The organism is Jeotgalibacillus terrae (assembly GCF_016908195.1).
Taxonomy (GTDB): domain Bacteria; phylum Bacillota; class Bacilli; order Bacillales; family Jeotgalibacillaceae; genus Jeotgalibacillus; species Jeotgalibacillus terrae.
Map to the genome: position 1 here is coordinate 43,850 of NZ_JAFBDK010000008.1, position 12,364 is coordinate 56,213.

The 12,364-nt window shown below is 42.2% G+C and carries 15 protein-coding genes; 7 read left to right on the top strand and 8 right to left on the bottom strand.

Annotation, left to right across the window (positions count from 1 at the left end):
- The first annotated feature begins 149 nt into the window (after window positions 1-149).
- Together JOD21_RS09585 and JOD21_RS09590 are read left to right on the top strand one after the other, a co-directional pair.
- A complete protein-coding gene (locus tag JOD21_RS09585) occupies window positions 150-530 on the top strand; it encodes a hypothetical protein (RefSeq protein WP_204729406.1) in 381 nt (126 codons plus the stop codon).
- Between the two features lie 92 nt (window positions 531-622).
- Window positions 623-988, top strand: a complete 366-nt coding sequence (locus JOD21_RS09590; protein ID WP_204729407.1) for a YidH family protein — start codon at window positions 623-625, stop codon at window positions 986-988.
- Between the two features lie 39 nt (window positions 989-1,027).
- Here the strand turns inward: JOD21_RS09590 and JOD21_RS09595 are convergent, their stop codons facing one another.
- The 4 genes from JOD21_RS09595 to JOD21_RS09610 form a co-directional block, all read right to left on the bottom strand.
- Window positions 1,028-1,225 (bottom strand): hypothetical protein, encoded by a 198-nt coding sequence (locus tag JOD21_RS09595; RefSeq protein ID WP_204729408.1) that lies wholly within the window; start codon window positions 1,223-1,225, stop codon window positions 1,028-1,030.
- 12 nt (window positions 1,226-1,237) lie between these two features.
- Window positions 1,238-2,680 (bottom strand): NAD(P)H-binding protein, encoded by a 1,443-nt coding sequence (locus JOD21_RS09600; RefSeq protein WP_204729409.1) that lies wholly within the window; start codon window positions 2,678-2,680, stop codon window positions 1,238-1,240.
- A 111-nt stretch (window positions 2,681-2,791) separates the two neighbouring features.
- Window positions 2,792-4,087 (bottom strand): globin-coupled sensor protein, encoded by a 1,296-nt coding sequence (locus JOD21_RS09605; protein ID WP_204729410.1) that lies wholly within the window; start codon window positions 4,085-4,087, stop codon window positions 2,792-2,794.
- A gap of 142 nt (window positions 4,088-4,229) precedes the next feature.
- Entirely contained in the window at window positions 4,230-4,667 is a 438-nt protein-coding gene (locus JOD21_RS09610) for an RrF2 family transcriptional regulator (protein WP_204729411.1), read from the bottom strand.
- Between the two features lie 178 nt (window positions 4,668-4,845).
- Here JOD21_RS09610 and hmpA point away from each other — a divergent pair, with 178 nt between their 5' ends.
- The 4 genes from hmpA (at window position 4,846) to JOD21_RS09630 (ending at window position 7,034) form a co-directional block, all read left to right on the top strand.
- Window positions 4,846-6,051, top strand: a complete 1,206-nt coding sequence (hmpA, locus tag JOD21_RS09615) for an NO-inducible flavohemoprotein (protein WP_204729412.1) — start codon at window positions 4,846-4,848, stop codon at window positions 6,049-6,051.
- 311 nt (window positions 6,052-6,362) lie between these two features.
- Window positions 6,363-6,581, top strand: coding sequence for a DUF1659 domain-containing protein (locus tag JOD21_RS09620; RefSeq protein ID WP_204729413.1), 219 nt, complete (start codon window positions 6,363-6,365; stop codon window positions 6,579-6,581).
- A gap of 32 nt (window positions 6,582-6,613) precedes the next feature.
- A complete protein-coding gene (locus JOD21_RS09625; RefSeq protein WP_204729414.1) occupies window positions 6,614-6,835 on the top strand; it encodes a DUF2922 domain-containing protein in 222 nt (73 codons plus the stop codon).
- Window positions 6,836-6,899: 64 nt separating this feature from the next.
- Window positions 6,900-7,034, top strand: a complete 135-nt coding sequence (locus JOD21_RS09630) for a YvrJ family protein (protein WP_204729415.1) — start codon at window positions 6,900-6,902, stop codon at window positions 7,032-7,034.
- Window positions 7,035-7,084: 50 nt separating this feature from the next.
- Here JOD21_RS09630 and JOD21_RS09635 read toward each other — a convergent pair whose 3' ends face one another.
- From JOD21_RS09635 to JOD21_RS09645, 3 genes are all read right to left on the bottom strand, one after another.
- Window positions 7,085-7,273 carry a hypothetical protein gene (locus JOD21_RS09635; RefSeq protein WP_204729416.1) on the bottom strand — a complete coding sequence of 63 codons (189 nt, stop codon included), beginning with the start codon at window positions 7,271-7,273 and terminating at the stop codon, window positions 7,085-7,087.
- Between the two features lie 91 nt (window positions 7,274-7,364).
- Window positions 7,365-9,734: a putative bifunctional diguanylate cyclase/phosphodiesterase gene (locus JOD21_RS09640; RefSeq protein ID WP_204729417.1), complete on the bottom strand. Its 2,370-nt coding sequence runs from the start codon at window positions 9,732-9,734 to the stop codon at window positions 7,365-7,367.
- 106 nt (window positions 9,735-9,840) lie between these two features.
- Entirely contained in the window at window positions 9,841-10,683 is an 843-nt protein-coding gene (locus JOD21_RS09645) for a putative RNA methyltransferase (RefSeq protein ID WP_204729418.1), read from the bottom strand.
- Window positions 10,684-10,816: 133 nt separating this feature from the next.
- Between JOD21_RS09645 and JOD21_RS09650 the strand changes: the two genes are divergently transcribed.
- Window positions 10,817-11,008, top strand: a complete 192-nt coding sequence (locus tag JOD21_RS09650; protein WP_204729419.1) for a hypothetical protein — start codon at window positions 10,817-10,819, stop codon at window positions 11,006-11,008.
- A 306-nt stretch (window positions 11,009-11,314) separates the two neighbouring features.
- Here JOD21_RS09650 and JOD21_RS09655 read toward each other — a convergent pair whose 3' ends face one another.
- Window positions 11,315-12,355 carry an NAD(P)/FAD-dependent oxidoreductase gene (locus JOD21_RS09655; RefSeq protein ID WP_204729420.1) on the bottom strand — a complete coding sequence of 347 codons (1,041 nt, stop codon included), beginning with the start codon at window positions 12,353-12,355 and terminating at the stop codon, window positions 11,315-11,317.
- Window positions 12,356-12,364 lie beyond the last annotated feature (9 nt).

The window sequence follows — 12,364 nt, forward strand, 5'->3', positions numbered from 1 at the left end:
AAACGAAGCAAATATCAAAACGGATCACTTTTTTATAAAAAAAAATTTAAAATTTATCTTTCTCTCAATTGTCATATTGTAAGCTGGCAGAGCTCTGTATTACCCGATAGAATGAAAAGGTGATCATTGTAAAAAAGGAGTGGACTTACATGCATAAAAAGCACAGCAACTTATTATTAAAAACTGCAGCGATCTTCGGCATGATTGGTGCAGGAATCGGCGGTCATATGGCCGGTTCCTATGACTACGCTTTCAGAGCAGCCCATGCACATATTCTTGTTGTAGGATGGCTTTCTTTATTTTCATGGGCAGTCTATTACCGCGTATTCAAACCGGTATCCAAAAAACTTGCCACTGCACATGTGTATACAGCGATCATTGGTACGATCGGCTTAACATCAGGAATGATCATGGATATATTTTCAGTTCCTCAGCCGTTTTATTTCATTGTCTACATCGGCGGCGGTGTGACACTGCTCGTCAGTTTCATTCTTTTTGCACTACTTGCATTTATGAAGCATGAAGACTGACAAAAACTCCTGTCTATGAAGGCAGGAGTTTTTGTTTTTATATCAGGGATACGGGAAATATAAGGTAAATTGGTATGTAAAGGAGCTTCTCTATGCACAAGGATCATGACGTGGAAAAGACACTGATTCAACAGCATCTTGCTAATGAACGCACAATGCTTGCCTGGACCAGAACAGCGATTGCTTTAATCGGGATTGGCTTTTTAGTGACAAACCTCCATTATACAATTGAAACGTCCGGCACTTCTAATACTGACTCATTTATTAATTTTATCGGTTTCTTTTCAGTGTTTCTTGGTATATTAACGATTATTCTTTCAATGATCTCCTATTTCAAAAATGCAAAATCTATCAACAATCAGACCTTTCACTCTTCACGATACACAGTGATTCTGCTGGGTGTTTTTGTGCTGATTGTGGCTATTCTTTTTGCTATTTATTTCGTTATCAGTATATAAAAAAGAAGGCTGTCCTAATCCAGCCTTCTTTTTTATATACTATTCTTTCCTTCTGAACCTGGCAGCGATGTACAGGACCATAAACAGCAGTGCCAGACTCAGCAACAAATTAGTTGCATACGCATTGCCGATGAATAAGTCACTTCCTGTACCAGTCATCAGCAGGCTGACTGCTGTCAGGAAAAAGAAGAAAATTGAAAAGAAAAGCAGAATCAATTTCCACCTCTGCCTGAACATGTTAAACCCCTCCTAAGCTTCCACTACCTGTTTTCCAGCACCTTCATCCTCATGATGCCGCTCACTTTTCATTAATCTTTCCAAATGCTTTTTAAATAAATACATCACGATCAAGTGGACATTTGCCTGTGTATACTTGTAAATAAACCACGGCATCGCCGGTTCATATTCATGAATAGCGATGATGCATTCCTGCGTATCCGGGATTTGTCTGAATTCAATCCTTCCGCGGCTGTCATCTTTTACGGAGGCAAAACGGCCGCCGGTTATTTTATATAACACCCTGTGCTGATCACTTTCGTCAGGTGCGAATGACAATTCCAGCAGCGGTTTCTTTTTACTGATTAAAAATATCTGTCCTTTTTTGGCATCATCCACTTCTGTCCATAATAGCGGTTTTGCAAGTGTCGCAAGCCAGTCCAAATATTCTTCGCCTGCCCACTCCGCATTTTTACCTTCCGGGAGCATAACACGCTGAACAGAGCGCACGTCTTTACCTCTTGGATTCGGCTTCAGATAATCCGGTGCCCCTGAATCCTTCTCTTCTTCCTCAAGAGCAGTTTCAGCAGCTTCTTTAAATGAAATCTTCCCATCGCTGATTCCTTCAGCTTTATTTTTTGCAACCATCGGGTGCTGAAGACTCTCCACAAGCGGATAGACCATTTCCTTTGAAGCACCTGTCACCAGCATGACCCAAAGACGGGACAGATTAACAGTCATAAACGGTACATCCACCACTCTTGGCTTTTTACCCAGCACTTCAGCCGTCTGAATCATCATGTCTTTATACGTCATCACTTCTGGCCCGCCGACATCAATTGACCGGTCTTTTACTTCTTCATTACCTACGCTCTTATTCAGGGATCCCACAACATCTTTAAGGGCAATCGGATGTGTTTTTGTACGTGTCCATTTTGGCAGCAGCATAAAAGGAAGCCTCTTCGCAAGCTTTGACAGAATCGGGAATGAAGAGCCCTTTGGCCCTACAATCAGCCCGGCACGAATCGTTGTAACCGGTGTACCGTAGGCTCTGAGCACCTTCTCAACTTCGAGTCTGCTCCGCAGATGCCGGCTTAATTTATTACGCTCTTCATTTTGAGGCACAATCCCACTCAGATAAATAATCTGCTTTACTCCCTGCTTTTTTGCTGCACGGGCAAAGTTATCTGCAAGAATCAGATCCATATCTTCAAATTTAGCCTGTGTTAACTTTGCAGCAGGTTTCATGGAGTGAATCAGATAAATCGCGTAATCTGCTCCCTCAAGTGCTTTTTCAGCATCAGGCATTGAAAAGAAATCTGCAGAACGCCATGTGACCTGTTCCGTGTTTTCTTTATCATCACCGCTTCTGGAAAGTGCAATCACATCTGCTTTTTCTTTAATCTGCTCGAGCAGATTACCACCTATGTAACCTGTCGCTCCAGTCAGTGCGACAACCGGTCTTTTGTTTTCCATTACAAACCCGCTCCTTTATTCTCTCAAGTCTTATCCTATACCCTGAAATATACAATAAGTAACAAACGAAGCGGTAAACGCACGCATAGAAAAAACCGGCTGAGGGCCGGTTTATTTCTGTTCTGCTTTTCTGACGAGCTGCTCTGTCGCAAGTGAGAGCCCGCGTGTCGTATCATTAACTTCCTGAATAGATGATACAATCATTTCAAGGTCCTGCTTATTTCTGCTGAACATCTCAAGATAATTCTCCATCTCCATCTGGAAAGTGGACAGGCCTGTTTTTACCTTCTTCACATTATCCTGAGAAGCATTATTCTCTTCGTTTAACTCCTTCAGCTGTGTAACAAGAGACTGAATACCATTGTTGTTTTGTGCAATCAGACCATTAATCTGCCCACTAAGCGTTTTTGCGTTTTCCGCAAGATTTCTTACCTCACTCGCTACAACGGCAAACCCTTTACCATGCTCTCCTGCACGAGCGGCTTCAATAGATGCATTAAGTGCCAGAAGGTTTGTCTGATCTGCAATATCTTCTATACCATGTGTCATTTTAATAATTTCTTCTGAAGTGTTTTTCAGTTCATTCATACCTTTAACTGAAAGACCAACCTTTTCAGCAGATTGCTCAAACTGTTTTTCCATTTCATTCATGAGCATTTCATTTTCCTTCGCGATTCCCGCGAGATTTTTGCTGGACTTTTCCGTCTGGCCGGTTTCTTCAAGGATCTGAGCTGCACTTTCGCTGGTTTTTGTAATTGTATGCTCCGCCTGGGTCACTGAGGCAGCGACTTCCTGGCTGACAGAAGCAATTTCAGCCTGTAATTGCTCATTGTGCTGATTCGCTTCTTCTATTGCATTCATTCTGATCTTCATATAATGCTCAGTCACAAGCTGTGCATCCAGATTCATTGCGTGTGTTACTGCCAGCAGGGCTTTTTGCAATGCTGCAGGATCCTTTTGCAGCTGTTCAACTACTTTTGGAATTAAAAGTGTTTGAAACGCTGAATAAGTAGCCAGAAACCAGGTAACTGGAACGCCCGAGCGGTTATGCGTTTCGCCCATTCTTTTACGCATTACAAAATACTGTTCATCCAGATCTCCGCTCAGCAGGCTTCTGAAATAGTCAGCAAACACTTTTTTCAGCCTGTCATGTGTAGATTTTTCACGGGCAATCACAGCCATTTCCGGACTTTTCATCAGATGGTCAAGTACAGTTTCTAAAATATCATCCAAAATAGAAGTAATAATTGGTCGAAGGTCCTGAAGCGTTTGCAAATGTTCCTGCTTAAATCCCATATAATATAGTCTGTCATTCAATTCAAGTTTAGTTTTTGCAATTTCCTGTTTTGGCGGGTAGGACATAGGGGCAGTGTAGAAAGAAGACTCTTTTCTTTTGAATGTTAACATTGGATAACCTCACTTATTATGATAATAGTCCTTGAAAAAGTGATTAATTCTTTATTCCTATAATCCTATTGTAAACAATGCGTGACGAATTGTCTTTAGTTAATATGTAAAAAAGACAAAGTCCTTATTGAAGACTTTGTCTTTAATCGTTTTGAAACAGGCTGCGGAGCTCAAGCGGATTGTGTACCAGGTCAGCAAGTGTGTATTCGTCAAGCACCTGGAGATAAGCCTGCAATGCTTTTGCCAGTGCATGTTTCAGACCGCATACAGGAGAAATCACGCAATGTCCCCCGCCCGGCTGAAAACATTCCACCAGTTCAAAGTGATCTTCAGTTTTTCTGACTACACGGCCAACGTTAATTTCCTCAGGTTTCTTAGCAAGCATGATACCGCCTTTTCTTCCTCTGATTGTCTCAATCAGTCCAAGCTTTCCCAATTCATGTGTGACTTTCATCAGATGGTTTTTAGAGATCTGATAAGCGTCTGCGATTTCCTGAATATTGGATAGCTCCCCTGCCGGCTTCGCGCCAAGATAGATCAGTACGCGCAGAGAGTAGTCTGTATATAAAGTTAACTTCATTAACCTCACCCTATTCCTTATTGAGATTTTATTATACATGTAAAGACACCTGACTGCCAAAACGACGCACAGTTGTGACGATTTTATTAAAGATGTATTTGTTATATTGCTTTTAATATCTAATGAGTTATCATTAAGATATATTAAAAATACATCTTTAAATGGAGTGATTGATAACATGCTTTCTCAACAGACAATCGATACAGTTAAAGCCACGGTACCTGTTCTTGAGGTAAAAGGAACTGAAATCACAACGCGTTTTTACTCAATGCTATTTGAAGCTCATCCTGAACTGTTAAATATTTTTAACCACGCGAACCAGAAACAGGGCCGCCAGCAGACGGCACTTGCTAATACTGTATACGCTGCCGCAGTGCATATCGATCAGCTTGAAGCGATTATTCCTGCTGTCAAAAAGATTGCGCATAAGCACCGCAGCCTCGGCGTACTGCCTGAGCACTATCCAATTGTAGGAGAATACCTGCTGAAGGCGATCAAAGATGTTTTAGGCGATGCTGCCACAGACGACATTTTAACTGCATGGGGAGAAGCGTATGGCGTCATTGCTGATGCTTTTATCTCTATTGAAAAAGATATGTACGATGAAGCAGCTTCAGCTGAAGGCGGCTGGGAAGGTTTTAAAAATTTCACGATCGCCAAGAAAGAACAGGAAAGTTCACTCATTACTTCTTTCTATCTGAAGCCTGCTGACGGGGAAAAGCTCCCTGAATTCATGCCTGGACAGTACGTTACAGTGCGCACAAAAATTCCCGGTGATGAGTATATGCTGAACCGCCAGTACAGCCTGTCCACTTCTTACACACCGGACTACTACAGAATTTCCGTTAAAAAAGAAGCGGAACAGGATCCAAATGGTCGCGTGTCAACGTTTCTTCATGATGAATTAAAAGAAGGGGACACACTCGAACTAAGTGTGCCGGCTGGGGATTTCTTCTGCAATATTCACGATGAGCATCCACTGACACTCATCAGTGGTGGCGTAGGAATTACGCCAATGTACAGTATGCTGAAGTCGATCGCTGAGAAAAATGCCGATCGTCCAGTAACATTCATTCATGCAGCACGTAATCAGGACGTCCGCGCGTTCGGCAGCGATGTGCAGGAAACTGTAGCTAAGCTTTCAAATGGAAAGAGCTATATCGTCTACGAGCAGGAAGGACTTGATGGTGACTTCACAGGCTTCATTAACGCTGATGTATTGAAGCAGGCAGCCAACCTTGATGGCGAATTCTTCGTGTGTGGTCCGGTTCCCTTCATGGAAGCTGTGATCCGGTCACTGACAGCAATCGGTATTCCGGCTGAAAAGATCAACTTTGAATTCTTCGGTCCGGCTATGGCGATTAAAACTGAACAGAATGCTTGATAGATTGAAAGCCCGGGCAATTATGTCCGGGCTTTTTTTGTGTAGAGATGGGTCGTTTATTTTGAGGTGAGAGGGGTCCAAGTGTGGGTACAATGGCACAACCTCCGGAACCACAGCTAAAATTTCCTGAACGTCCCGTGTAATTTCATGATCATCAGCAGTAATCTTCTGAACCAGACCCGTAATCTCCTGAACACACACGATTATCTCCTGAACCCCAACCCGGCCCAACCCTTTCCAAAAAAACTTCACCCCTGGGTATCCCTTTCCGCCCTCACTTACGATCTAGTGAGTGAAAGGAGGTGATCAGCATGGCAAACGTATCAGTGAAAAATGTCAGCATCCGTTTACTGTTTGACGCAGGTCTGAACGGCGAAGGGAAAGCAGTAACAAAACGTAAAACTTACAGCCGCATCCGTCTTAACGCAACACCTGAACAAATGTATAACACATCAGCAGCACTTGCTGTTCTCACAAGCTATCAGCTTATTGAGATCGAAAGTGTCGAATCCGGCAGAGTAACGCTTTAATGATCATCTAAAATCAGAAAGGAGACACACACATGGATAAAACACTGGAACTGATCTTCATTACATCTGAGGGCGGGAATACAACTCTGACAGTTGACTCACCTATTGAGCCTGTTGATCCTGCAGCTGTTCAGACAGCTATGCAGACTGTCATTGATGAAAACCTTTTTCTTTCCACATCCGGCGCGCTGATTGGGATTAAAAGCGCCCGAATCGTATCGCGCGGTGTTGAAGCAGTAGATTTTGCAGTATAAGTAATGGAGGCGGTCAGCTCAGGCTGACCGCTTTTTAAAATCCGGTACAGAAAGGAATGAGGGAATGGAACAGTGGATTTCTTTCATCAGTGATGTCGGCTTTCCAATTATTGTGACGCTTTATCTGCTTCACAGAATTGAAGCCAAGCTCGAAGCAGTCATTGAGTCCATCCATGGACTGACTGAAGCAGGAAGGTAAAAAAGCTGAGACACTCACATGAAATAAAATTCATGAGTGTCTCAGCTTTTTTACTTTTCTTCTCTTTTTCTTCTTTTTAATTCAAAATACCACATCAGCATCGTGAAAAAGAATCCGAAGAGAACGGACTGCACAGCATTTGGCCCCCAGTTAATCTGATCTGCTAATGCGAGATCCCACAGCATCGAGAACACAAAATAAATGACGGTATAAATGACAAAACGAATGAAGATGGACACAATTGACGCTCCTTTTCGAGTTACATACTTAAGATAATATTAGTATGACACACCCAAGTGAAAAATGCGTCTTTCATTTCGGATCAGTATGTTACGCTTCAATGACTTCCTTAGTCGCCATATACCCTTCAAAATCAACAGGATTAAGCGGTCTTGAATAGTAATATCCCTGGATGGAGTGGCAGCCAAGCTTTTGTAAATGACGGACCTGTTCGATTGTCTCCACACCTTCAGCGATAATATTCAGCCCAAGATTTTCAGCCATTGACATAATAGCTGCGGCAACACCAGGGTCAGTTTCGAGCTGCAGTGTAAAAGATCTATCCATTTTCAGACTGTCAACATGCAGTTTGTGAAGATAGCTTAACGAGCTGTATCCTGTACCAAAATCATCAATACTGACTGTCACACCAATCGTTCTTAGCTTTTGCAATACACGATTCACATACTCCTCCTGCTTCATCACTAGTCTTTCAGTAATTTCGAACTCCAGCAGCTCTGCCGGAACCTCGAACGTTTTCATCAGACTGGTCACATACCCCAGGAATTCTTCCTGCAGCAGGGTATTCAAAGAAATATTAATAGATACCCGTCCTGTGAAGGTACCGTTCCTGTTCCATTCACCGACTTGTTCACATACCGTATAAATGATGTGCTGTTCAAGCGGTACAATCAGACCACTTTCTTCTGCTAAAGGGATAAAAATTCCCGGAGGCACCATTCCTCTTTCTTTATTATCCCACCTCGCAAGCGCCTCAGCGCCTTCAATTCTGCCGGTTCTCGAATCTACTTTCGGCTGGTAATAGACCATGAGTTCCTTTTCACCAATCGCATTCCTGAGCTCTGTCTCCATGCCAAGCAGCATGCCGGCGTCTTCTGAGTAGGATTGATTGAATTCAACCAGCTGATTCCCGCCCGCTTCCTTCGCCTTATACATTGCAAGGTCAGCATATTGCAGCAATTCTTCAGCGTCTGATGTATGTTCACCGAATCTCGCGGAGCCGATACTTGCTGTCATCATCACTTCTGTGCCTTCAACAGATAACGGTTTATTAAAATCCGACAGAACATCACGGGCAGCCTTTTCTGCAAGTTCCGACTCACATACAATGAGGAATTCATCCCCGCCAAGCCTGACTGCTGTGGCATTGTACTTGCGGGCAATCTGACGTATTTGTCTTCCCGTTACTTTTAACAGCTGATCACCGAACGAATGACCATATGTATCATTGATTCTCTTAAACCGGTCAAAATCCATCAGAATATAACTGAACGTGGCATCTGATTCAATCAGCTGCTCTGACACTTTATTTAACTTCCTGCGGTTGGGGAGCCGGGTCAGTTCATCATGATATGCCAAAAATTCAACGCGGGACTCAGTCCGTTTCTTATCTGTAATATCTTCTACAATACCAAATGCACCAATTACCTGACCGTTTGTGATTGTCCGGATTGCTGTAATTGATACTTCAGAAAAACTGCGGTCTTTTCTCATCATTCTCGATTGAAGCCTCGGCATCGACCCGCTTAACACCTTTTTGAAATAGCGTACTACATTATGCTTTCTTTTCGATTCAAACAGTTCTTCAATATTCATCCCACGCAGTTCTTCATAAGAATACCCGCTCAGTTTTCTGGCCTCGTTATTAACATCAATAATTCTTCCTGTGATATCCGTTGAAAATACAGCTGCGGGATTATGGTTAAATAGTGAGGTATAAACTTCAGTGCTCCTTAAATAGAGTTGATCACTGTACAGGTCAGGTACAACTTTTAATACAAGATTTGCGATAATCACGTAAAGAAATGGTACAAGTGCAAGCGGACTGCTGATAGAGCCCAGTGTTGAAAAGTCGAGAAGTGAAGTCAGCATAATATAAGGAGCACCTGCTAGTGCTGCCCCAGTCAAAATACTCCCTGCCACTTTCCATTTCCTCAGGGCGCGGTCATAACTCTCGTGAGTAATCTGCAATAAGAAACGGTAAATTGATAAAGACATGCCATAAATCATAAACAAAGACATGATCAGCAGGACTGGCTTTACATCAATATATTCTCTAAACAGCGCGATAAAGCCTGCCGAATTCGCCAGGATCACACTGAGCGCGATGACGCCACTCATAACAAAATATCTCACCGTATTCTTTTTCACCACGGATTGTGCAGCCTTCAGTGCTCCATAAGAACCGATCACACACATAGTGTAATTGATCACTGAATATGTAATATATGACGTTACCTCATGTGGCAAACCAATTGATATGGATACAAAAAAATGAGTCAGCCAGAATGTAAGTCCAAGCAGTAGAGCATTTCTGATCAGAATCATCTCTTTATGTTTATCACTGGTGAATTTTACCCGTCTGCTGAACTGTATAGCTAAAGTACTACTGATAATCGAAAAAATAATTGTCAGTAGTACATACTCTATTTTAAAATGATAAAAAGCCAGCTGATCCATGATCTTACGCCCTCCATCTATTCCATTTATCTATCATTTGATAATACTAAAGACCCAATATAGTTATTATACAGTGGTGACTATCATAATGGAAGGTTAGACAAAATCATTTTTTCCTGCCTATTAATATTTCTATATCCAGTGTCATCTCAGTCTGGTTTAATGATTTAAAAGAAGCAGTTTTCTCCGGTGCTGCATGCCAGCTGAGCGGTGTCATATCAACGAGTGCACTGATGGCCTTTTGATCCAGTACCTGCGTAACATGAACCGGTATTTTTTTCTCTATATTAAAATGTTCGTAAAAAGCTGAAACAGTATCATCATTTTTATATTGATCCCCAAAATAATGACTCCGCAGCTCTTTCAGGTAACCTGCTCCGGGCACAACTTTAACGACTTCTCCATCTTTTTTTAACAACCGGGTAAATTCACGGTAATTCGCTGGAGACAGGATATTCAAAATGACATCCACAGTCCCGCTTTGAACAGGCGCATTCGCTAAATCTGCAGTTATCCAGATTGGTTCCCCGTAATAACGGGCCGCCGTTTGAATTCCGTCTTTTGCAAGGTCGATGCCAATGCCCGCCAATCCACTCAGCCCTTCTATCATCTGAGCTAAGTGCGTTCCTTCTCCACATCCTGCATCAAGTATGACGCCTGAATCACGGCGTTTTAAATGAGTTATTACTTCATTGATCACAGGCTTAAAAAACTCAGCCTCGCTCATTAAGGTATGTCTGGCCTCAAACAACTCTTTTGTATATTTTGTTTTTATTGGTTTTGTTAACAGGTGCAGTGAACCATTTTTCGCGAAATCGAACTGATGGCTGTTCACACATATCATAGACAAAGACTGTTCTGTAAGCTGTTCACCGCATATCGGACAGAGCAAATGGGGGAATGTCTCCCTCACTTTTATTGCGGCTGCCTCTATCTTTTTTAATTTCATCCCAAAACGCTCCGATCAATTTTTCTTAATCATAACAAAGTCACGTCCCGCTGCATTCCGGCAAAATGTGACAAATGTTTGTCTTCATAGTAAACGGGTAAATGAAAAACAAAATCCTAAGGAGTGTTTTACAATGGAAAACAAGCATCAGGATTTCGGTGACAAGGTCAAAGGTGTATTAAACAAAATGACTGGGAAAGATAATCCGGACAATTACAACAATCATGAACACGACGATCCGTTACTGAAAAATCAGCTTCATGAAGCTAAAACCAAAGGTCTTGTCAGAGACGATTCAGGTATTTCAAAAAACAATAGTATCTAACCTTACGCTGTCTGAGTCATATACTCAGACAGTTTTTTTATCGTAAATAGTCCTCAGACGAATATTATCACTCACAACTGCCTCAGTTATTCACATACTTTATACACATATCCACTATAAAATGCTGATTGTAAAGGAAAACGATTACTGATTATCCACATGTGGATGAGTGAAATGTTCGTGTCAGAAATGGTTCAGTGTGGATAACTGTAAGGTGACTTTATTGTTGCTGCCACTAAGCATCTATGATTCTTCAATGACATTTTTCACGAAAAAAGCCGGGACATCATTGTCCCGGCCATTTCATTATATATTCTTAGCAAGTTCACGGTTCTTTTCTTTGAATACATCATTATGTGAAGATACCATTGCAGCTGCTCCCGCATCCGGTGTGATGTAACGCTTCGCCTGATTCACTGCAACCGCAGCATCATGGAACGCCCCCATCAGCAGGTTCAGCTTGCCGTCATGCTTAGAGATATCTCCAGCTGCATAAAGTCCAGGCACACTTGATTCGCCACCGGACTGTGTTTTAATAAAATAATCGTCCACCATGTTAATAGGAAGTTCACTGTTTTTAATCAGTGAAGCATCAATCTCATAACCGTGGTTAATGATGACATCATCCACTTCTAATGAGCTCTGTTCATTTGTAATACTATGTGTGAGTTCAACGCGATCAATTGCATCATGCGCTTCATTTGCATGCAGCTTTGTAATCTGTGTATTCAAGAGGCACTCCGCCGTGCTTCCCATCAGCTGGCCAATCTGTGATTCATGGCCTTTGAAGTTACAGCTCCGGTGCGTGATATATACCTTTTTCGCAATCGGCTCAAGTTCGTTTGCCCAGTCGATCGCAGTATTGCCTCCGCCCGAGATCAATACTGTTTTATCTTTAAATTTCTTCAGCGACTGCACTGTATAATGAAGATTCGTGACTTCAAAACGTTCCGCTCCTTCGATCTGCAGCTTCTGCGGATTCAAGATTCCACTTCCAACTGCCACAATAACAGTTTTTGAAGTATGTAGATTTCCATTTGCCGCAATAATTTCAAAGTGACCGTTTTCATTTTTCGAGATTGATTCAACCTTTTCATTCAGATAAACAGAAGGGTTAAACGTCAAGCCCTGTTCAATCATCTGTTCAACCATTTTAGCACCGGTCACAGGTGGCATACCGCCTGCATCCCAGATCATTTTTTCCGGATATACGTTAACTTTCCCGCCTAAATAAGGCTGGTATTCAAGAATTTTCGTTTTCATGCCGCGCAGTCCGCTGTAAAAAGCAGAATATAATCCAGCCGGGCCTCCACCGATAATGGTTACGTCAAATAGATTTTTCTCCATGATCTTCAC